Genomic DNA, 21,153 nt, shown 5'->3' with positions numbered 1-21,153 from the left:
AATCGCAAGGTTGATAGCCTTAGCGCCCTGCGGAAGCTCACTCTGTTTCATGTAGTGATAGCTAATCACTACGTGAGAAAGATACAAGCGCCCTGCGTCGGGCGCGTGCTACGAGGTAGCATAAGAATAGCGGTATTGTTGCGCACGAAACCGTCTCCAAGCCTACATAAAACGAGCTTAAGAGGGGTAGAGGATGTAAATCGCTTTAGGCCAGCGAGCTGGCCTTTTTATCTCACTGACTGATAGAACTTCCCGGTGCTTCGCCGCCGGTTCCCGTCACGGTTTTGTGCTTCGCCAGATATTGATGTTGGAAAATGCACATGCGGATCGTGTTGCGATATTCACCGTTGATGAAAAACTCATGTATCAGTTCGCCTTCGACCTCAAACCCCAGTTTGCTGTAGATGTGGATCGCCTTCTGGTTTTCCTTATCCACAATCAAATACAGCTTATAGAGGTTCAACACCGAGAAGCCGTAATCCATCGCCAGCTTGGCTGCCGCGCTGGCGTAACCTTTGCCTTGATACGCGGGATCGATAATGATCTGAAATTCCGCACGGCGGTGGATATGGTTGATCTCCACCAGCTCAACCAGACCAACTTTGGTCTGCTCGTGTTCAATAATGAAGCGCCGCTCGCTTTGGTCATGAATATGTTTGTCGTACAGATCGCTGAGTTCGACAAAGGCTTCGTAAGGCTCTTCAAACCAATAACGCATCACACTGGCATTGTTATCCAACTGATGAACAAAAGTGAGATCGTCCCGCTCCAGCGGTCGTAGCCGAACGGAATTGCTCGTACCGGACATAGTGAATCCTTAATTGATAAAAGGGACGTGAACCGTGGTTACCTAGGTCACGCTGGCATGAGTATGCCAACGCTAGTATAGCGGCGGGGAGGCTGGTGCTGAACGCTGAATGTGGAATGAAACACAGCAAGGTGCCCCGCATCGGTGAGACGCGGGGCGAAAGTGCATCAGAAATCGACGCTGGCGCGCAGTACCACCTGACGCGGTTCACCGACGGCGACGCGCAGATTGTTACCGCTGGATGGATAATAGGTCTGGTCGAACAGGTTCTTCACGTTGAGTTGCCATTTCACCTTGTAACCGTTGAGCGGCAGACTATAGGTAACAAAGGCATCGGCGACGGTGTAATCATCCAGATAGAAGGTGTTTGCTGCATCACCCGCGCGACGACTGACGTAGCGCGCGCCTGCGCCAGCACGAAGATCGTCACCAGCCGCCAAACCAATGCTGCCGAAGTCCTGCGTCAGGAATAGCGAGGCGGTATGGCGCGCAGCGTTAGGCATGCGTTTACCGGTGTTTTCTGGATCCGCGGTGACACGGGCGTCGGTATAGGCATAGGAACCGATCAGGCTTAAGGAATCGGTGATATTGCCCGCCAGATCCAGTTCGATACCTTGCGAACGTACCGTGCCTGCAGTGCGTGTTACCGTTTGACCATTTATCAGCTCGTCCACCATTACGTTTTGTTTTTCAATATCGAACAACGCCACGTTACCAGTAATGCGGTTGGGCAGGTCCCATTTGGTTCCTATTTCGTAAGATCGTCCTAACTCTGGTGGCAGTGAATCGATTTGTGTAGCGATAGAGGTGTTCGGTTTGAATGATTCACTATAGCTGGCATAAAGCGAAGAATAGGATGTCAGGCTATAAACCACACCCGCACGTGGGACAACGCGACTGTAGGTGCTGTCAGTACGCGTGACGAACGGACGCCCTTTGCCAGACATCGTATCGAACGTGTCATAACGCAGGCCACCCAGCAACTGCCAGCGATCGTTAAGACGAATAGCATCTTGCATAAAGAAGGCTTTGCTATCGATATTTTCACGCTGATCGCTTTCGGCGGCGAGAACGTTAGTTGACGCAGGGAGCTGCCCATAGACCGGATTATAAATATCAAATCCAGATGTGCTCTTTGTTGCACGAATCATATCACCGCGGAAGGTTCGGTCTGCTTCGTAATCAAATCCAAGCAGCAATTGGTGATTGATGCGTCCCCAATCCATATCGCCATTCAGCGTCAGTTGGACGATTTGAGTCTGAGAATGTGCATCGGCGGTTGCATCTGCACGGCGAGTCAGTATTCCTGTGTTAGCGTTATAACTCATCGCCCGCGCCTGATTGTCGCTGTAGCGGTTGCGGTTATACGAATAAGTCAGGCTGCTTTTCCAGCGGTCATTCAGATTACGGTCAACCTGCATGGTGACGCTGTCCTGATCGCCGCGTGTTGCATTGTAGCTTTCATCAAAACGGCGATCGCGTGGCGTATTTACCGGCTTACCCGTCTTCGGATCGATAAGGGTGCCGCGATCGAAAGGTGTCAGGTATTCCATATGTTCGTAGGCTACGCGCACGGTGGTGTCTTCGCCGTACCACATCAGCGACGGCGCAACCGTCGTCTGGCGGTTACGCCCGAAGTTGCGCCAGTAATCAGTTTCATCGTGATCGACCACCATACGGTAAGCCAGACCGGACGTACCTAACGGGCCGGTGACATCCAGCTGCCCGCCGCCACCTTTGAAGCTGCTTCCCCAGCCTTCAATGTGCGTTTTCTGTACCAGTTCGGGCTTCTTACTGATGATATTGATCACGCCGCCGGGTTCGCCCATGCCGTAGAGCATGGAGGCCGGGCCTTTCAGCACTTCGACGCGTTCGCTGCTGGGCGTAAAGTTACGTGCCTGAATGGAGCGCACGCCATCACGAAAGATCGAACCGTCGCGGTTATCGCCGAAGCCACGTTTGATGATGGCATCCTGTGTGCCGCCCAGCGTATTGGACTGGGTGATGCCGCTGACGTTATACAGTGCTTCATCAATGTTGCGTACCGCACGATCGTCAAGCACCTGAGTCGGGACGACGTTGACGGCCTGCGGGACATCCAGCAGGCGGCTTTCGGTACGGGTGCCAGTCACGGTTTTATGCGGCTGATAGCCGGCTTCTTTTCCTGCCTGATCGCCAGTGGTGGCGTTTACCACCATGGTGTCTGCTTTGCCATCAACGATGGCTGCCTGAATGCTAAACGGCAACAGTGCCAGCAGCGGCCAGCCGTGACGTAACGTGGTCTTTTTATTCATGCGAAATCTGACTCCAATAAATCCCTGAAAATTCAATAGGTAAAAACTGCTGATAAAGTTGTTGTAGTGTTTGTTGCGGATCGATATCGGCAAATCGCTCCGGGTAGAGCGCCTTGGCAAACATCTCGACCATGACGACGTGGTACGGGCTGAGGTAGAAGTTGTGCCACATACTCCAGGCATGGCCTGTTTGCACGGCGCGCAGGTGAGACAAAATAGGTTCCTGACGGATAAGCGTGTCGAAGCTCTCTTTCGCCTGCTCTGCATTAACCAGAGGTCCGAGCATCAGGCTGGAGAAACGTTTGCCCTCCGGCCCTGCCATGCCGGTGGCGATATAGACGTCGGGATTGGCGGCCAGAACGCGCTCCGGGCTCAGCTCTCCGTAGACGCTATTGATGGTGCCGCTGGCAATATTCTCGCCGCCAGCGAAAGTCAGCAGATCGCCAAGACTGCCGCCGACCGCCGTGGTGCAGCAGGTATCTCGTCTGCCCAAATGCAGATGCAGCATGACCGTCGGTTTCTTGCCGTGGTATTGCGCGATGCGTTGGCGAATCACGTCCATATGCTGCTGATAGAAATTGCTGAAGGCGGTAGCGCGCGAAGATTGATTCAGTACTTCACCGAGTAGATGAATACTGGGCAATGTGTTGTTAAGCAGATCGATACGCAGATCGACGTAAATAAATGGGATCCCCGCACGGGTCAGCGTTTGTTGCAGAAGGTCTTCATTAGCCGCATTTTTTGCCAGCCGTGGAAAAATGACCAGGTCGGGTTTTAACGGCAGCAGCATTTCTGCATTCATTGCTTGCAGGCTGCCGTTACCTAACTGGGGGATCTGGCTCAGCTGTGGGAATTTTTCGATATAGCGTGACCAGCTCTGCGCATCGTAGCGCGCCATATCTCCCGGCCAGCCGACGACATGTTTTGCCGGATTATCAGGTTGGAGCAACGCCAGCGTATACAGCATGCGGCTCTCGCCAAGAATGATGCGCTGAGGATTGTCTGGGATCGCGACCTGTCGGCCTAAAATGTCGGTGACGGTTTTTGCCTGCAAGAGCGGGCTAAGAAACAGCAGGCAAAGCAGTAAGACGGTACGCATGGTGGAGTTCACAAAATTTAAGATGGGGAAAGATAATCATTGTCATTTTCGTTTTCAACCGATGAAGAGTGCGTGTAATTTGGGTTGATAGAAATGTTCTTTTTTATCTGAGTCTTAGTGATTATTTCGTAAAGATTAGTAAATATTTAAAGCGCAGAGAGGGAAGGGGAAAAGGGTGATAATTAATGAGTGGATGTAGAAAAGAAGACGTAATAAGAAGACGCAATAAAAAGTAAGGCTCCGCAGGGGAGCCTTACTCTATGATGAAGCGATGAGCTGACAACATCACTCGGCAGCGTAGCCCTGTGGTGGAATACGCACGCTGTCCAGCCAGGCTTCATTATCACGCATCACCAGTCTGCCGTTCAGGAACCAGTTGATGACCATCGGATAAATCGTGTGCTCGTGCGTCTTCACGCGCTCGCTCAGGCTTTCTTCCGTGTCGTCACTGAATACAGGCACTTTCGCTTGCAGAATCAGTGGGCCGCCATCCAGTTCATCGGTGACGAAATGGACGGATGTCCCATGTTCCCGATCGCCATTTTCCAGCGCCTTGCGGTGTGTATGCAGGCCAGGATATTTGGGCAGCAGGGAAGGGTGAATGTTCAGCATTTTGCCGGCAAACTGGGCAACAAATTCCGGGCTAAGAATCCGCATGTAACCTGCCAGAACCACCAGCGCCGGCTCATATTGCTCAATTTCATTTGCCAGTGCGGCATCAAATGCGGCGCGGTCGGCAAAATCTTCAGGATTCAGGACGCACGTAGGAATATCCGCATCCTGTGCGCGTTCTAGTCCGTAAGCCTCCGCATTATTACTGAATACGGCGACGATCTTTCCTTTAAGGCGTCCGTTCTTACAGGCGTCAATCAACGCCTGTAAGTTGCTTCCATGACCTGAAATCAGCACAACGATGTTTTTCATCAGTTAATAACCACTGCGTCTCCGGCATCGGTTTGAGTAATGACGCCGATTTTCCATGCGTTTTCGCCGCTGCTGTTGAGTAATGCAACGGCCTCGTCTGCCTGTTCGGCTGGCAGTGCGATGATCATACCAACACCGCAGTTGAAAGTACGATACATTTCGTGACGGCTGACATTACCGGCCTGTTGCAGCCAGTTGAAAACGGCAGGCCATTGCCAGCTGGATTCGTCGATCGTCGCCTGCATGCCTTCTGGCAGTACGCGCGGGATATTTTCCCAGAAGCCGCCGCCGGTCAGGTGAGAAATGGCGTGGACATCGACTTTCTCAATCAGGGACAGTATTGATTTCACGTAGATTTTGGTCGGGGCCAGCAGGTGATCGGCCAGTGATTTGCCTTCCAGCTCGAACTGCTCTGGATCGGTCTTGCTGACTTCGAGCACTTTGCGCACCAGCGAATAGCCGTTTGAGTGCGGGCCGCTAGAAGCGAGGGCAACCAGAACATCGCCGTTCTGCACTTTGCTGCCGTCAATAATTTCTGATTTTTCTACGACACCGACGCAGAAGCCGGCAACGTCGTAGTCTTCACCGTGATACATACCCGGCATTTCGGCGGTTTCACCACCGACCAGCGCACAGCCTGATTGCTTACAGCCTTCCGCGATACCGGTAATCACGCTGGCAGCGGTGTCAACATCCAGCTTGCCCGTGGCGTAATAGTCGAGGAAGAACAGCGGCTCAGCGCCCTGAACGACCAGGTCGTTCACGCACATTGCAACCAGATCGATACCAATCGTATCGTGGCGTTTCAGGTCCATCGCCAGGCGCAGTTTGGTGCCGACTCCGTCAGTGCCGGAAACCAGAATCGGTTCGCGGTATTTTTGCGGTAAGGCGCACAAGGCACCGAAACCACCCAATCCACCCATAACTTCCGGGCGACGGGTCTGTTTCACTACACCTTTGATACGGTCGACCAATGCATTGCCTGCATCGATATCCACGCCTGCGTCTTTATAGCTGAGAGAGGTTTTGTCGGTCACTGCTGAGTCCCCACGAAGGTTACGGGTCGTATTCAGAAAACACGGTATTTAGAAAACATACTGTGGTAAAAATAATGCGCGCTAATTCTAACAGTGTAGGCAATCGTTTGCGAGTGATGAGTCATCGGCTGGCTATTTTTCGTTAATGGCGACAATTTCTCTTCTCGGTTGATCTGGATCAGGCTTAATCATATGGCGCTAAGTAAAAAAGGCGGTATAATCCCGCGATTTTTTTTACGACGGGCTCTTGTGCCCGCCGCCCTGCGGGCCGCCGCAAGCGGTGTTTAAAAACGCGTTTGGCGTTTTTGTCCGTCCACTAGCCGATGGGGAGATAATGATGAAGATCGTCGAGGTGAAACACCCACTCGTCAAACACAAACTGGGTTTGATGCGTGAGAACGATATTAGCACGAAGCGTTTTCGTGAGCTGGCTTCCGAAGTGGGAAGTTTGCTGACTTACGAAGCGACGGCTGACCTGGCAACCGAAAAAGTCACCATTGATGGCTGGTGCGGTCCGGTTGAAGTCGATCAGATCAAAGGCAAGAAAATTACCGTCGTACCGATTCTGCGTGCAGGATTGGGGATGATGGAAGGCGTGCTGGAAAATGTCCCTAGCGCGCGTATCAGCGTTGTCGGCATCTACCGTGATGAAGAGACGCTGGAGCCTGTTCCTTATTTCCAGAAGCTGGTTTCCAATATCGAAGAGCGCATGGCGCTGGTGGTTGACCCTATGCTGGCAACCGGTGGCTCAATGATCGCGACGATCGATCTGCTGAAAAAAGCGGGTTGTCACAGCATTAAAGTGCTGGTGTTGGTTGCCGCTCCAGAAGGGATTGCCGCACTGGAAAAAGCCCATCCAGATGTCGAGCTTTACACGGCATCCATCGATAAAGGCCTCAACGAGCAGGGTTACATCATGCCGGGCCTGGGTGATGCGGGCGATAAAATATTTGGTACGAAATAACAGGTAAGCCGACTTGATAGTCGGCTTTTTTTTGGCGTAAACCTAAGTATTTCCTATGGTGCGCCATGGCCTGTGTTACGTCACACGCGGTTCTTTTATACATCAGCAGTCAACATGTTCCTGCTTCACTACGGTGAGGCGGGGGTAAGTCTGGCTGTGATAATAAGTGCGGGTCTACCTGCACACATAAATAGCAACACTAGATAACAACACTACAGAGGATATTGAAGATGACTCGTCGCGCCATCGGGGTAAGTGAACGACCACCCTTGTTACAAACCATCCCGTTGAGTTTCCAGCATCTGTTTGCGATGTTTGGCGCTACCGTTCTGGTACCCATTCTGTTCAAGATCAATCCGGCAACCGTACTGTTATTCAACGGGGTCGGTACGCTGCTTTATTTATTCATTTGTAAGGGCAAAATCCCGGCGTATTTGGGGTCGAGCTTCGCGTTTATTTCCCCGGTTTTACTGCTGTTGCCGCTGGGGTATGAAGTTGCACTGGGTGGCTTCATTATGTGCGGCGTGTTGTTCTGTCTGGTGGCGCTGATTGTTAAGAAAGCGGGCACCGGCTGGCTAAATGTGCTGTTTCCGCCTGCGGCGATGGGGGCGATTGTCGCCGTTATCGGTCTTGAACTGGCGGGTGTCGCAGCGGGAATGGCTGGGCTGCTGCCTGCCGATGGCGCTTCTGTCGATTCTACCGCGGTGACGATTTCACTGGCGACGCTGGCAATCACCATTTTGGGCTCGGTGCTGTTTCGCGGCTTTCTGGCGATCATCCCGATTCTGATCGGGGTACTGGCAGGTTATGCGCTGTCGTTCGCGCTGGGCGTGGTGGATTTAACTCCGATTCGTGAAGCGCACTGGTTCGCGATGCCGACATTCTATACGCCACGTTTTGAGTGGTTTGCCATTCTGGCGATTCTGCCTGCGGCGCTGGTGGTGATTGCGGAACACGTTGGTCACCTGGTGGTGACGGCGAATATCGTGAAGAAAGACCTGATGCGTGAACCGGGGCTGCATCGCTCCATGTTCGCCAACGGCATTTCTACCGTGCTGTCTGGTTTCTTCGGTTCCACACCGAACACAACTTACGGTGAAAACATCGGCGTGCTGGCGATTACTAAAGTGTACAGCACCTGGGTGATCGGCGGTGCGGCGATCCTGGCGATTCTGCTTTCCTGCGTGGGCAAACTGGCGGCGGCGATTCAGGCTGTACCGGTTCCCGTTATGGGCGGCGTGTCGCTGCTGCTGTACGGCGTAATTGGTGCATCCGGTATTCGCGTGCTGATTGAATCCAAAGTGGATTACAACAAAGCGCAGAACCTGATCCTGACCTCCGTGATTCTGATCATCGGCGTCAGCGGCGCGAAAGTGCATCTGGGCTCGACCGAACTGAAGGGCATGGCGCTGGCGACGGTTGTTGGTATCGGCATGAGTCTGGTGTTTAAGGTCATCAGCCTGTTCCGCAAAGAGGAAGAGATCCTCGATGCGCCGGAAGAGAACGACGCGCGTTCATAACCGCGTCATTCCTCCCCCTGTTGAGGCCGTGCGTATCGCGTCCTCAACAGGGGCCGGTTTCTGTGATAAACTCGATCCGTTTCCTGCCCGTTTTGCTTGAGGTGATTCTGAACACGCCGGCACAGCTTTCATTGCCACTCTACTTACCCGATGACGAAACATTTGCCAGTTTCTATCCGGGTGAAAACGCGTCTCTTCTTGCCGCCGTCAATAATGCTTTGTATCAGGAGCATGGTAGCTACATCTATTTCTGGTCACGCGAAGGGGGCGGGCGCAGCCATCTGCTGCATGCTGCCTGCGCCGAACTGTCGCGTCAGGAACGTGCGGTGGGCTATGTGCCGCTGGATAAACGTGCCTACTTTGTACCCGATGTGCTGGAAGGGATGGAGCAACTGGCGCTGGTGTGTATCGATAACATCGAATCTATCGCGGGCGATGAAGAGTGGGAAATGGCGGTGTTTAATCTGTATAACCGCATTCAGGAAACAGGGCGTGCCCGGCTGTTGATTACTGGCGATCGTCCGCCGCGTCAGCTGAATTTACGTCTGCCCGATCTGGCTTCTCGCCTTGATTGGGGACAGATCTACAAGCTGCAGCCATTGTCGGATGACGAAAAAGGGGAAGCGCTACAGCTGCGTGCCAGACTGCGCGGATTCGAATTGCCGGAAGACGTCAGCCGTTTTCTGCTTAAGCGTCTGGATCGGGAAATGCGTACGTTATTTATGACGCTCGATCAGCTCGACCATGCTTCCATCACTGCACAGCGCAAGCTGACCATTCCTTTTGTGAAAGAGATCCTCGGTCTGTAGTCAACGATCTGTTATTAACGATCGTCGTTGAGGATCGCTTACGGCTATCGTTTTATCTACAACTACAGTATTTCCAGCACCTGTTCCGGCGGACGGCCAATACGTGCCTGACCTTGTGCCACGACAATAGGTCGCTCGATGAGCTTCGGGTTATCGATCATCGCCTGAATCAGCTGCGCTTCCGTTAGTGCGGCGTCGGACAGCCCCAACTGCTGATAAATCTCTTCTTTGGTTCTCATCAACTCGCGCGCGCTAGTCAAGCCCAACTGCTTGATAAGCTGAGCCAGCGTTGCGGCGTCGGGCGGCGTGTCGAGATAGAGCACGACGTTGGGCGTGATATTGTGTTCCTGTAGCAGCGCCAGCGTTTCACGGCTCTTGGAGCAGCGCGGGTTGTGGTAAATCGTTACAGGTGTTTGGGTTGAGGACGGTGTCATCGTCATGCTCCTTATCAGGATTTCTGGTACTGGCGGAAGCGCTGCTGCAACTGGCGGAGCTGGTCAATGCGGGCGTCGTAACGCGCCTGTTCCAGACTCCCCAATTTAACCAGTGAACTCGCGTTGCTCAGTAACCGAATAGATTGATCGAGCTGACCGCTGAGGGCCAGACTCTCCGCTCGTGCAGCCAGTTCTTCTGCCCGCTGTCCTTGTGCTGCTGCGGCTTGTGCCAGCAGATCCCAACCGTTCGAATCGTCAGGGTGCGCGTAGGTGTAGCGATACAGTATTTTGCTGGCGGCAGCAGGCTGTTTCCCTTCTACATAAGCATTCGCCAAATTAAGCTGAAGTACCGGGTTCGCCTGCATTCCGGGCACGTTTTGTAAACGGGCGATAGCCTGTGTCGCGCGGCTTTGTCCTATATCGATATCCGTCATCATATCCAGAAACCACGGGTTTTCAGGCGCGCTGTTTAGCAGCGGTTGCAGCACATTACGGGCTTCATCGTACTTCTTCGCCTGATAAAGCTGTATCGCGCGGCCATATTTCGCGGCCAGTTGCTCTCGCACGTTGCCTTTTTCCCATTGCTCCAGTAGATCGTTGTTCAGCGGACGCTCCGGTGAGCCATACATACCAAAGGTACGTATTTTGGCGAACAGGAAATCCTGAGAAGATTGTACCGGCGTTGAGCGCATCTGGTTGGCGCGGTTGCGGGCATCGGACAGGCGGCTTTCCGGCAAGGGGTGAGTCAGCAACATTTCCGGCGGTCTGGAGGCATAGCGAGATTGGTCCGCCAGCTTTTGCAGGAAGTTCGGCATGGCCTGCGGATCAAAGCCCGCGCGCTGCAATACCTGAATACCGATGCGGTCTGCTTCCTGCTCGTTCGCCTGCGTGAACGTAATCATGCCCTGCTGCGCGCCCGCCAGCGTGCCGCTGAGCGCCGCCATTCCCAACTGTGGGTTGGCCATCGCCAGCAGAATAGAACCGAGCGCGCCGACCCAGGTGAGCGGGGCGCTACGCTGCTGTGATTCCATGCTTCGTGCCAGATGGCGCTGGGTAACGTGAGAGATTTCATGTGCCAGCACCGAGGCCAGCTCGCTTTCGCTATCGGCGTAGCGGAACAGCGCGGAATGCAGCACTACGTTGCCGCCGAAGAAGGCGAAGGCGTTGATGTCGTCATTGCGGATTAGGTAAAAATGGAACGGTGTACGCACCGAATCAGCCTGTTTGACCAATCTGTTACCGAGCTGATTAATGTAATTGGACAGCAGCGGATCGTTGATAAGCGGCGCACCCGCCCGCAGCTGGCGGACGTAAAAATCGCCCATTGCCAGTTCCTGATTGATACTGAGCGTACCGCCGGCGGTGGTGCCGATATCCGGCAGCCGATCCTGCGTGTCGGCCTGAGCAGGAAGCAGGTTGCCAGCCAGTAATGCCCCAAACAGGACGGACATGACCGTTTTTCTTAACCGAATAGACATAACGGAAGATAACCTTATCAACAGCTAACGTGGAAACATTCTGCTGACTATCTTAGCCAGCGATGGCAGACAAAGAAATGCCCGAGCGGGAAAAACGTGGTGAAGAGAGAGAATGGCAGGAAAAACCGGCACGTATGACGGTGCCGGTGGACGAGCTGAAAACCGCGAATCAGGCGTTTTTCAGATAATCGAGAACGATGTCGTGGTGGTTGCTGGTTTTGAAGTCGTCAAAAACCTTCTCTACCTTGCCGTTTTCGTCGATCAAGAAGCTGATGCGATGAATACCGTCATAGGTTTTCCCCATGAAGGTTTTTTCTCCCCAAACGCCAAATCCTTCTGAAACCTGATGATCTTCATCAGAAAGCAGCGTGAAATTTAAGACTTCTTTCTCGACGAAGCGGGACAGCTTTTCTGATTTGTCCGTGCTAATACCGAGAACTTCAACGCCATGTTTTTTCAAATCGTCCATATTATCGCGCAGGCCGCAGGCCTGAACGGTGCATCCTGGCGTCATCGCTTTAGGGTAGAAATACACCAACACTTTCTGTCCCTGGAAGTCGGTTAAATTTACTTGTTCGCCATCTTGGTCGGGCAAGCTAAATTTCGGTGCAATATCACCGGCTTTCAGTGTGTTCATCACGACTCTCCGTCTTGTTTCTCTTTATGCTGTGGATATACCCATAATCTTGCGGCCCAATACTATTGGGCACAAATGCTACTGGGCATAGTTAACGACGCTAATACTGCCTTGTGCGTGCAATTCTGTACATAGCTGATGAAAGGCTGGCTCAATAATTGAGCTATCCAGCGTGGCAGAACTGTGTGCGGCAATCTGAATATACAACTGCGGCGGCTTGTCACCCTCGGCAGGCTGGGTTTTTGAAACCAGCTCAGCAATGTTTAGCTGGTGAGAATCGAACAAATCGGTAAAACGCTCGATGATGTGAGGAGAGTCGGCAACGTCAACCTTCACCCAGACGGTGGAGGGGGTTGGTTGGCTAGCTTGTGACTCCGTCCGCTTCATCACGATCAGCAAATCCATCTCCGCGCCTTTCAGCGGCAGGGTTGATTCAATCAGCGTTATCGCGTTCCAGCTACCGGACAGCAGCATAATGAAGGTGAACTCTTTGCCCAGCATAGCAAGACGGCTATCTTCGATGTTGCAGCCACAGCTACTGACGTGGCGCGTAATCGCATTGACAATACCGGGACGATCGACTCCCAGCGCGGTAATAACCAGATAGTGTTCTTGTGAGCTTGGCAACATCATGCTTCCTGTCTTTTTTCCCATTAATCACATGGTAAACATAAAAAATTGCCTGGAGCAATTTTTAACGCCGCTCGCGGCGGCCCGAAGGGTGGCGGGCAGGGATAGCCCGCCATAAAAAACTGGAGCAATTTTTAACGCCGCTCGCGGCGGCCCGAAGGGGGCGGCTCAGACAATATTTCGTGATTGTAGACATTCCGCGCTAAGGTAAGCACTGGTCATTGGAGATAAAGCGCCTTTCATCATGCGACGCCATCAAATAAACAACGACTGGGTAAAACAGGCTCAGCATCCCGCCTCGTTCGAACGAATTGAGGCTTTTTTCCGTGGCCATGGCTACGATCCCCACCGGCACGATACCTATGCGATTGGACGGACGCTATCCGGCGTGCAGCGTTTTCACTATCGCGGCAGCCTGTGCAATAGCGTGCCGGGGGGAACGCTGGTGCTTCATCCGGATGAGATTCATGATGGCGAAGCGGGTTCTGTCGACGGATTTCAGTACCGCATGATTTACGTTGAGCCCGCGCTGATTCAAAAAATACTCGGTGGTAAACCTTTGCCCTTCATTAACGGCGGTATATCCAACGATCCACGTCTGTTTGCGGCAACAGAACCGCTGCTCAGAGCAATGGAAGAGGCGTTTGATGAGTTGGAAGAAGACGATGTGCTCTACGATCTGGCGCAGGCGCTATCGGCCGTGGGGGGGCAGCGGCATCCGCGGCGTTTGTTCGACTATCACGCTGCCGAGCGGGCGCGTGAATATATTCATGATGCTTCTGATAAGACCATTACGCTTGATGAGCTGGCACAGGTGAGCGGTCGGGATCGCTGGAGTCTGACACGCGATTTCCGCGCACTCTTCGGCACGACGCCGTACCGCTACGTCACCATGCGCCGCCTCGAACACTGCCGGCGGCTCATGCTGGCTGGTGGCAGCCTCGTCGATATTGCTGCTCAAGCCGGTTTCGCCGATCAAAGCCATATGACGCGCCATTTCGTAAAGGCATTTGGCCTTTCTCCCGGTCACTGGCAGCGCATGTTCACTGCGCTTTAGCCTGCTTGCACAATCGTTCAATACAACCGGTACTCTGCTTCGCTAGCCTGAGGGCGTCATCATAAGGAGAGACGATATGTATAAATCCATTAATTTTGCCCAAAAGTTAGCGTTATTCGACGATCGCTGGCAGCCGAAAGTGATCGCGCAGATGAATAACTATCAGTTTAAAATCGTTAAAATTCAGGGCGATTTTATCTGGCATTCCCATCCCGAAACGGACGAAACGTTCATCGTGCTGGAAGGGCAACTGAGAATCGATTTTCGTGATGGCAATGTGCATATCAATGCTGGGGAAATGTACGTTGTCCCAAGCGGCGTTGAACATAAGCCTTATGCAGAACACGAAGTAAAAATGCTGCTCATTGAACCGAAAGGCGTGCTGAATACGGGTCATGAAGGCGGCGAGCGTACGGCTGAAAATGATATTTGGATTTGACCGGTTGAGTAAAAAACAACCTGAAACGTCCCGCGAGTGACGGATAAGTCGCAGTAAACGGGCTGCTTTTGTACCAAAACGTCAGAAGCATTTTTAATTTCGTTTACTGCGTCATAAAAAAACCTGCGTCAGGCACCTACAACGCCCTTGTCCGCTTGCTTTTGCATAGAAGTCAAAAGTACCATGAAGCACTTGTTTGTGGAGGGGATGGCCAATGTTTACGGGAAGTATTGTTGCGCTAGTTACGCCGATGGACGCCAAAGGCGCCGTCGATCGGGCGAGCTTGAAAAAACTGATTGATTATCATGTCGCTAGCGGTACATCGGCGATTGTCTCTGTCGGCACGACGGGGGAATCCGCCACGCTGAGTCACGACGAGCATGGCGATGTCGTGCTGCTGACGCTGGAACTGAGCGACGGACGTATTCCTGTCATCGCTGGAACTGGTGCGAATGCTACCGCTGAAGGCGTTTCACTGACTAAACGCTTTCATGGCACCGGTGTTGTTGGCTGCCTGACGGTCACACCGTACTACAATAAACCGACGCAGGAAGGCCTGTACCAGCACTTCAAAGCGATTGCCGAGCATACCGATCTGCCGCAAATCCTGTATAACGTACCTTCCCGCACCGGCTGCGACATGCTGCCGGAAACCGTTGCCCGTTTGTCCGAAGTGAAAAATATTGTCGCAATTAAAGAAGCGACGGGGAACTTAAGTCGGGTAAGCCAGATCCAAGAGCTGGTTAGTGAAGACTTCATTTTGCTGAGCGGCGATGACGCCAGCGGTCTGGACTTTATGCAACTCGGTGGTAACGGTGTGATTTCCGTAACGGCGAACATTGCTGCGCGTGAAATGGCGGAACTTTGCAAGCTGGCGGCACAGGGCAATTTTGTTGAAGCGCGCCGTTTAAATCAGCGCCTGATGCCACTGCATCAGAAATTATTTGTTGAACCCAATCCTATTCCGGTGAAGTGGGCCTGTAAGGAATTGGGACTCATGGCGACCGATACGCTGCGCCTGCCGATGACACCGCTGACCGATTCCGGTCGTACGGTGATGGGGCAAGCACTTAAGCAAGCGGGTTTGCTGTAATCGTTAGGGAGATTTAATGAGTTATTCATTACAAAAGTCGATGGTGGCGAAAGTTGTTGGCATATCACTCGTGATGTTGCTGGCGGCTTGTTCCAGCGATCAGCGCTATAAGCGTCAGGTCAGTGGCGATGAATCCTATCTGAAGGCACCGGCGCTGCACGCGCTGAATACGCCTGCCGGGATGATTTTACCGGTGCAGAACGGGGATTTTGATATTCCGCCAGTTACCCTGAATGGTGCGGTCGGCAAGGAGCTGGATATCCGTCCTCCAGTGCAGCCATTGGCTTTGTTGAATGGTTCCCGTACCCAGATCTCAGGAGATACGGCAACGCTGTTGTTAGAAAACAGTGCGCAAAACAGCCAGCTCTGGTCTCAGGTTATCCGCGTGTTGCAAGACAAGGCGTTCACCATTGCCAGCCGTCAGGATGCCAGCCAAACGCTGACGACCGACTGGATCTCATGGCCGCGTGAAGATGAAGACGTCCCATATCAGGGGCGTTATCAGATCTCCGTGCAGCAGCAGGGTTATCAGGTTGCACTGATCGTGAAGCTGCTGGGACTGCAGTTGAACGGTCAGCCGGTAACGGCGGGCGATCAGGCTCAGCGCTACACCGGCCTGATGCTGAATGCGCTTAGCAATGGTCTGGATACTCAGGCAACCGCACGCGAAAACGCGCTGGCAAACCGCACCATTGGTTCGCTGGATGTGCAGAGCGGGGCGGATGATACTGGCTTGCCACTGCTGATTGTGCGCGGCCCGTATACCGTGGTGTGGGATCGTCTGCCTGTCGCGTTGGACAAAATCGGCATGAAGGTTAACGATCGCAGCCGTCCGCAGGGTTCTGTCTCCGTGACGTATCGTGCACCGAGCGGCGGAACCTGGGATGACCTGGGTGCGAAAAATCCTGAACTGCCTAACGGCGATTACAAATTGCAGGTCGGCGATTTAGATAACCGCAGCAGTCTGCAATTTATCGACTCCAAAGGGCATACGCTAACCCAGTCTCAGAACGATGCACTGGTGGCCGTATTCCAGGCGGCGTTCAGTAAATAACGCATAAATAAACCAAGGGTCGGATTATCCGGCCCTTCTTCATTCAACAATCTCTACCCGAATTGACGGGCGCTATCGGCAACCGTTCGGGGAAGCGTTAAATATCGGGTCGTACTTGTTGACCCTCACTGTGTGGAGTAATTAAAGATGCAAAAGCTAGCTGAGCTGTATCGTGGAAAGGCGAAAACCGTCTACACCACCGAAGATCCCGATCTACTGGTGCTGGAGTTCCGCAATGATACATCAGCAGGAGACGGTGCACGCATTGAGCAGTTTGACCGTAAAGGAATGGTGAATAACAAATTCAACCATTTCATCATGAGCAAACTGGAAGAAGCTGGAATCCCAACGCAAATGGTGAGCCTGCTGTCTGACAATGAAGTGCTGGTGAAAAAGCTGGAGATGGTGCCGGTCGAGTGTGTCGTGCGCAACCGCGCGGCGGGATCGCTGGTAAAACGTCTGGGTATCGAAGAAGGCATCGAGCTGAACCCGCCGTTGTTCGATCTGTTCCTGAAAAATGATGAGATGCATGACCCGATGGTGAACGAATCTTACTGCAAGACGTTCGGCTGGGTGAATGAAGAGAATCTGGCTCGCATGAAAGAGCTGAGCTACAAGGCGAACGACGTGCTGAGCAAACTGTTTGGCGACGCCGGGCTGATTCTGGTCGATTTCAAGCTGGAGTTCGGTCTGTTCAAAGGTGAAGTTGTGCTGGGTGATGAGTTCTCACCAGACGGTAGCCGCCTGTGGGACAAAGAAACGCTGAACAAAATGGATAAAGACCGTTTCCGTCAGAGCCTCGGTGGTTTGATTGAAGCGTATGAAGAAGTTGCGCACCGTATCGGCGTAAAATTAGACTAACTGCGCAATCGTTTACGTTCAGGTCGCCGGTCGGTGATAGGCTGACGGCCTGAATGTTTTGCCCATTTCTCTCTCGAAAAGCTGCCTTTCTATTCTCGTCTCTGCCCGAATCATTTGCTCACTTGGCCTTTACTTCGATTCCTGCCCCTGACCCTTATTAATGCTATCATCGCGGTTTGCTTAACGCACAATCTGACTACTTTCGACAGACTCGCATCCATGACTTATCTCGATCCAACATTGTTAATTCTGCTCGTCCTCGCGGGGCTGGGTATCATCAGCCACAACATGACCGTTACGCTGGCGATTCTTGTTCTGCTGGCGGTACGTATCACACCGTTGAACAGCTATTTCCCGTGGGTGGAAAAATACGGCCTGAGCATCGGTATCGTCATTCTGACGATTGGCGTGATGGCACCGATTGCCAGCGGAAAAATTACCGCCAGTGAAGTCATGCATTCCTTCCTGCACTGGAAATCTCTGTTGGCGATTCTCATTGGTGTTGCCGTGTCCTGGCTTGGCGGACGCGGCGTGTCGCTGATGAGTAACCAGCCCTCCGTGGTAGCGGGGCTGCTGGTGGGCACGGTTATGGGCGTGGCGATGTTTCGCGGCGTTCCTGTTGGTCCACTGATTGCCGCAGGGCTGCTTTCCCTGCTGATTGGCAAGACCTGATTCATCTGGCGCGTGTGATGATGTTGCGTGATTTTCTCCACAGCCAACGCCAGCAGCAGCGCTATGGCGTCCGGCGATTGCTGGTGTTGAGCGGCGAACCGAGCTGGTGTGAAGAACAGGCGCTGGCGCTCAGCCGCCAATCGTCTGGTGACTGGCTGTGGATCGGCGAGTCCGCGCCTGATTCCGTCACTGCGCTGCCAGCCAGTCGAGTGCGGACCCTGCTGGGGCGGGAGTTTCTTCACGCGGTGTTTGATGCGCGCAAAGGCGTGGACGTCGAGGCGCTGGCGATGCTGTCAGGCACGCTACAGGTCGGTAGCTGGCTGATTATGCTGGTGCCGTCGTGGCAGACATGGCCGACGCAGCCGGATGAAGACAGCCTGCGCTGGAGCGAACAAGACCAGCCGATTGCTACCCCGCACTTTATCCAGCATTTTCAGCGCCAGCTGTTGGCCGATGAGGACGTGGTGCTCTGGCAGCAGGGCCAGGAAGTCGTGATTCGGCCACTGGCCGCGCGATCGGACTGGCAACCTGCGAACGGTGAACCGACAGCGCAACAGCAGCAGATTCTGCATGAGCTGAATGCCGCAGAATCTGGCGTGTTTGTGATTACCGCACCGCGCGGACGGGGGAAATCAGCGCTGGCGGGCATGCTGACGCAGCGCAGTCGGGGAGCCTGCTGGATTACCGCACCTTCCCGCGCCGCGGCGGAGATTCTGCAACAGCACGCACGTACCGAGACGCAATTCTGGGCTCCGGATGCGCTGCTCGCACATTGCCGCCTTCATGGCGCGCCCGATATCGACTGGCTGTTAATTGATGAAGCGGCGGCGATTCCGTCTTCCGTACTCTCCGCGCTGTTACCGCATTTTCCCCGCATTCTGATGACCACGACGGTACAGGGGTACGAAGGCACCGGACGGGGATTTCTGCTGAAATTTTGTGCGACGCTGCCGCAGTGGCGGGCGTTTACGCTGAAAGAGCCTCTGCGCTGGGCCGCGAACGATCCGCTGGAACGGGTGTTGGATCAGGCGCTGCTATTCAACGAGCCCGACGCGTTTCAGTCCCCGCCACAGCCCGATCGATCTATTCCCTCTTCTGCGCTGGAAAGTCGAACCGAATGTGCCGACGACTGGCTAATACATCCTGAGCGTCTGGCATGGTGCTATGCGCTCTTGTGCAGCGCGCATTACCGTACTTCGCCGCTGGATTTGCGCCGCCTGATGGATGCGCCGGGTATGCATATTGCCAGCGCACAGATGGCGGGCGAGATGTGTGGTGTGCTGTGGCTGGTGGAGGAAGGCGGACTGTCGGATTCGCTGGCTCATGAGGTGTGGGCAGGACGGCGACGCCCGCGCGGTAATCTGGTGGCGCAGTCGCTAGCGGCACACGCTGGTTTATGGCAGGCGCCTACGCTGCATGCTCGCCGCGTTAGCCGGATTGCAGTGGCATCGTCATGCCGCCGACAAGGGATTGGCCGTGCGCTCATTGCAGAACAGAGGCGTGAGGCACAGCGACAGGCGTTGGATTACCTGTCGGTTAGCTTCGGCTATCAGCCGGATCTGTGGGCATTCTGGCAGTCGTGTGGATTTCAACTGGTGCGCATTGGCAGCCATCTTGAAGCCAGCAGCGGCTGTTACAGCGCGATGGCGGTGCTGCCGCTGAGTGAAGCAGGGCATAGACTGGCGGAGCAGGGAAGTCAGCAATTGGCGCGTGACTGGCATTGGTTACAGCGCTTGATTCCGTTGAACCTTGCGTTGCCGCAGACAGAAAGCGTTGAGTTGAATGAAGATGACTGGCGTGAATTGGCGGGGTTTGCGTTTGCGCATCGGCCGATGGAGGCCAGCTTCGCCGCGCTTTGCCGCCTGCTGGTTCACACCGCATTGCCGCTGCCTGCGCTACGCCTGCTGGCGGAAAAGCCAGGTGAAAGCGAGCAGATAGCCATGAAGCTGGGGCTGACCGGTAGGAAAGCACTTCTGAAACGCTGGCGCGAGGAGACCGCGAATGCGTTGCGTGATCTTGATGGGCAACGCATTCGCGAATGGGTTTCCCGAGTTTTGTGAAATCTGATAAGTTGTAAATTCTCCTCTGTCCCTTTCAGGATAAGCCGATGCTGGAATTGCGCCCCAACTGTGAGCACTGCGATTGTGATTTGCCGCCGGACGCCGAAACGTATATCTGCTCCTACGAATGCACGTTCTGTCCTGACTGCGCGGATACCGTGTTTCATCACGCCTGCCCCAACTGCGGCGGCGAACTGGTCAAACGACCAGTTCGCCCGGCACTCTGTCTGGTAAACGATCCGGCTTCAACGACCCGTATTATCAAACCGCACTGACAGGGTGGGCTGGATATCCCCTTTGTCGTTGCAAAAAATGGAACATCTCATTCAGTAATTCCCGATTTCTCCTGTTATTGCGCGGCGTATAGTGAGAGCTAACCGTACTTTATGACGAATATCGGCAGGTGACGTGTTCGGCGCATGCCTTCAGGAGAGAAATGTGAATCAAGATTATGTTGTTGTTCAGCAGCCTTCGGAAGCGAATCGGTTAATCCTGCTATTTCATGGCGTGGGTGATACCGCCGCAGGCATGGCGCAGATTGGGCGCTATTTTGCTGCCGCTTTACCGCAGGCGATGGTAGTCAGTATTGCCGGGCCGTTCAGTACTGGCTATGGCGACGGGCGGCAGTGGTTCTCTGTTCAAGGTGTCACGGAAGAGAATCGGTTATCTCGTATTGAAGCAAACCTGCCGCGTTTTATTGAGACGGTGCGCCACTGGCAGGTGCAAAGCGGCGTGAGTGCGGAACAAACCGTGCTGGTGGGCTTCTCGCAAGGCAGCATTATGTCGCTGGAGGCGTTGAAGTCTGAACCCTCACTGGCTGGGCACATTATCGCGTTCAGCGGTCGCTTTGCTGTGCTGCCAGAAAAAGCCTTTGCTGATGTTGCTGTGCACCTGATTCACGGTGAAGCGGACGGCGTGATTGTGGTTGGACATGCGCATGCTGCCGCGCAGCGCTTTCAGGAACTGGGGACGTCATTTACGTTGGATGTAGCCCCCGCTGTCGGGCACGGCATTGATGAACGGATGCTGAAGCAGGCGCTGGCCTACCTCAAATAAAAGCCTATCCCGCTATACTTCAAGCTACTTGAGCGTTGTTCCCTTAAATGCCCAGTTCTTTATGAGCTGGCTTTAAAGGACCAACGCCTTGCGCTGTTCAACCTGTTCACGTTTTATCACGCCGCTCGAATTATTTTCTTTATTCCATCAGATTATCTTATTGCTCATTTCTTAATTTCTCTATTCAACGTAGAGATTCTATTTTTAGGAATGAGAATTTATCCATA

22 protein-coding genes are annotated in these 21,153 nt (G+C 53.6%); 13 read left to right on the top strand and 9 right to left on the bottom strand.

Annotated features, from left to right (window positions below; genetic code table 11):
* Nucleotides 1-232: 232 nt before the first annotated feature.
* From speG to purM, 5 genes are all read right to left on the bottom strand, one after another.
* The gene (gene speG / locus ACIPUG_RS20085) at nt 233-808 is read right to left on the bottom strand and encodes a spermidine N1-acetyltransferase (RefSeq protein WP_039288008.1); all 576 of its coding nucleotides are present in this window, start codon (nt 806-808) and stop codon (nt 233-235) included.
* A gap of 167 nt (nt 809-975) precedes the next feature.
* The gene (locus tag ACIPUG_RS20080; RefSeq protein WP_400339939.1) at nt 976-3,102 is read right to left on the bottom strand and encodes a TonB-dependent siderophore receptor; all 2,127 of its coding nucleotides are present in this window, start codon (nt 3,100-3,102) and stop codon (nt 976-978) included.
* Complete coding sequence (locus tag ACIPUG_RS20075) at nt 3,095-4,201, bottom strand: ABC transporter substrate-binding protein (protein ID WP_400339936.1); 1,107 nt, start codon at nt 4,199-4,201, stop codon at nt 3,095-3,097. Before ACIPUG_RS20075 ends, ACIPUG_RS20080 begins: the two co-directional genes overlap by 8 nt.
* A 285-nt stretch (nt 4,202-4,486) precedes the next feature.
* Complete coding sequence (purN, locus tag ACIPUG_RS20070) at nt 4,487-5,125, bottom strand: phosphoribosylglycinamide formyltransferase (RefSeq protein WP_014914590.1); 639 nt, start codon at nt 5,123-5,125, stop codon at nt 4,487-4,489.
* Nucleotides 5,125-6,162, bottom strand: coding sequence for a phosphoribosylformylglycinamidine cyclo-ligase (purM, locus tag ACIPUG_RS20065; RefSeq protein WP_010286490.1), 1,038 nt, complete (start codon nt 6,160-6,162; stop codon nt 5,125-5,127). Before purM ends, purN begins: the two co-directional genes overlap by 1 nt.
* Before the next feature lie 337 nt (nt 6,163-6,499).
* On the opposite strand from purM, the gene upp reads away from it, so the two are divergent.
* The 3 genes from upp (at nt 6,500) to hda (ending at nt 9,455) form a co-directional block, all read left to right on the top strand.
* Nucleotides 6,500-7,126, top strand: a complete 627-nt coding sequence (upp, locus tag ACIPUG_RS20060; RefSeq protein WP_010286492.1) for a uracil phosphoribosyltransferase — start codon at nt 6,500-6,502, stop codon at nt 7,124-7,126.
* Between the two features lie 230 nt (nt 7,127-7,356).
* Nucleotides 7,357-8,646 carry a uracil permease gene (gene uraA, locus ACIPUG_RS20055; protein ID WP_039287998.1) on the top strand — a complete coding sequence of 430 codons (1,290 nt, stop codon included), beginning with the start codon at nt 7,357-7,359 and terminating at the stop codon, nt 8,644-8,646.
* A 101-nt stretch (nt 8,647-8,747) separates the two neighbouring features.
* Nucleotides 8,748-9,455 (top strand): DnaA inactivator Hda, encoded by a 708-nt coding sequence (gene hda, locus ACIPUG_RS20050; RefSeq protein ID WP_005976214.1) that lies wholly within the window; start codon nt 8,748-8,750, stop codon nt 9,453-9,455.
* Nucleotides 9,456-9,517: 62 nt separating this feature from the next.
* On the opposite strand, the gene arsC is transcribed toward hda, so the two are convergent.
* A complete protein-coding gene (gene arsC / locus ACIPUG_RS20045) occupies nt 9,518-9,889 on the bottom strand; it encodes an arsenate reductase (glutaredoxin) (protein WP_039287995.1) in 372 nt (123 codons plus the stop codon).
* A 14-nt stretch (nt 9,890-9,903) separates the two neighbouring features.
* Nucleotides 9,904-11,340, bottom strand: coding sequence for a M48 family metallopeptidase (locus tag ACIPUG_RS20040; protein ID WP_400339942.1), 1,437 nt, complete (start codon nt 11,338-11,340; stop codon nt 9,904-9,906).
* Between the two features lie 89 nt (nt 11,341-11,429).
* On the opposite strand from ACIPUG_RS20040, the gene ACIPUG_RS20035 reads away from it, so the two are divergent.
* On the top strand, nt 11,430-11,555 hold the full coding sequence (locus ACIPUG_RS20035) for a hypothetical protein (RefSeq protein ID WP_257982500.1): 126 nt from the start codon (nt 11,430-11,432) through the stop codon (nt 11,553-11,555).
* Here the strand turns inward: ACIPUG_RS20035 and bcp are convergent.
* Together bcp and ACIPUG_RS20025 are read right to left on the bottom strand one after the other, a co-directional pair.
* Entirely contained in the window at nt 11,537-12,004 is a 468-nt protein-coding gene (gene bcp / locus ACIPUG_RS20030; protein ID WP_010286501.1) for a thioredoxin-dependent thiol peroxidase, read from the bottom strand. The two genes, ACIPUG_RS20035 and bcp, sit on opposite strands and share 19 nt — an antisense overlap.
* Before the next feature lie 78 nt (nt 12,005-12,082).
* On the bottom strand, nt 12,083-12,634 hold the full coding sequence (locus tag ACIPUG_RS20025) for a glycine cleavage system transcriptional repressor (protein WP_010286503.1): 552 nt from the start codon (nt 12,632-12,634) through the stop codon (nt 12,083-12,085).
* A gap of 244 nt (nt 12,635-12,878) precedes the next feature.
* Here ACIPUG_RS20025 and ACIPUG_RS20020 point away from each other — a divergent pair, with 244 nt between their 5' ends.
* The 9 genes from ACIPUG_RS20020 (at nt 12,879) to ypfH (ending at nt 20,926) form a co-directional block, all read left to right on the top strand.
* A complete protein-coding gene (locus ACIPUG_RS20020; RefSeq protein ID WP_320696403.1) occupies nt 12,879-13,691 on the top strand; it encodes an AraC family transcriptional regulator in 813 nt (270 codons plus the stop codon).
* A gap of 76 nt (nt 13,692-13,767) precedes the next feature.
* A complete protein-coding gene (locus tag ACIPUG_RS20015; RefSeq protein WP_400339933.1) occupies nt 13,768-14,130 on the top strand; it encodes a cupin domain-containing protein in 363 nt (120 codons plus the stop codon).
* A gap of 214 nt (nt 14,131-14,344) precedes the next feature.
* Complete coding sequence (gene dapA / locus ACIPUG_RS20010) at nt 14,345-15,223, top strand: 4-hydroxy-tetrahydrodipicolinate synthase (protein WP_010286511.1); 879 nt, start codon at nt 14,345-14,347, stop codon at nt 15,221-15,223.
* Between the two features lie 16 nt (nt 15,224-15,239).
* A complete protein-coding gene (gene bamC, locus ACIPUG_RS20005; RefSeq protein WP_039287988.1) occupies nt 15,240-16,277 on the top strand; it encodes an outer membrane protein assembly factor BamC in 1,038 nt (345 codons plus the stop codon).
* A gap of 147 nt (nt 16,278-16,424) precedes the next feature.
* Nucleotides 16,425-17,138, top strand: a complete 714-nt coding sequence (purC, locus tag ACIPUG_RS20000; RefSeq protein ID WP_010301568.1) for a phosphoribosylaminoimidazolesuccinocarboxamide synthase — start codon at nt 16,425-16,427, stop codon at nt 17,136-17,138.
* A gap of 219 nt (nt 17,139-17,357) precedes the next feature.
* The gene (locus ACIPUG_RS19995; RefSeq protein ID WP_400339931.1) at nt 17,358-17,810 is read left to right on the top strand and encodes a DUF441 domain-containing protein; all 453 of its coding nucleotides are present in this window, start codon (nt 17,358-17,360) and stop codon (nt 17,808-17,810) included.
* Nucleotides 17,811-17,827: 17 nt separating this feature from the next.
* Nucleotides 17,828-19,870: a tRNA(Met) cytidine acetyltransferase TmcA gene (locus ACIPUG_RS19990; RefSeq protein WP_400339929.1), complete on the top strand. Its 2,043-nt coding sequence runs from the start codon at nt 17,828-17,830 to the stop codon at nt 19,868-19,870.
* Between the two features lie 47 nt (nt 19,871-19,917).
* Nucleotides 19,918-20,145, top strand: a complete 228-nt coding sequence (locus ACIPUG_RS19985; RefSeq protein ID WP_400339928.1) for a DUF1272 domain-containing protein — start codon at nt 19,918-19,920, stop codon at nt 20,143-20,145.
* Between the two features lie 163 nt (nt 20,146-20,308).
* The gene (gene ypfH / locus ACIPUG_RS19980) at nt 20,309-20,926 is read left to right on the top strand and encodes an esterase (protein ID WP_205538092.1); all 618 of its coding nucleotides are present in this window, start codon (nt 20,309-20,311) and stop codon (nt 20,924-20,926) included.
* Nucleotides 20,927-21,153: the final 227 nt, after the last annotated feature.

The sequence above is a fragment of the Pectobacterium sp. CHL-2024 genome, assembly GCF_044751765.1.
In the GTDB taxonomy this organism is placed as follows: Bacteria; Pseudomonadota; Gammaproteobacteria; order Enterobacterales; family Enterobacteriaceae; genus Pectobacterium; species Pectobacterium brasiliense.
This window is presented reverse-complemented; position numbering and strand designations above follow the sequence as displayed.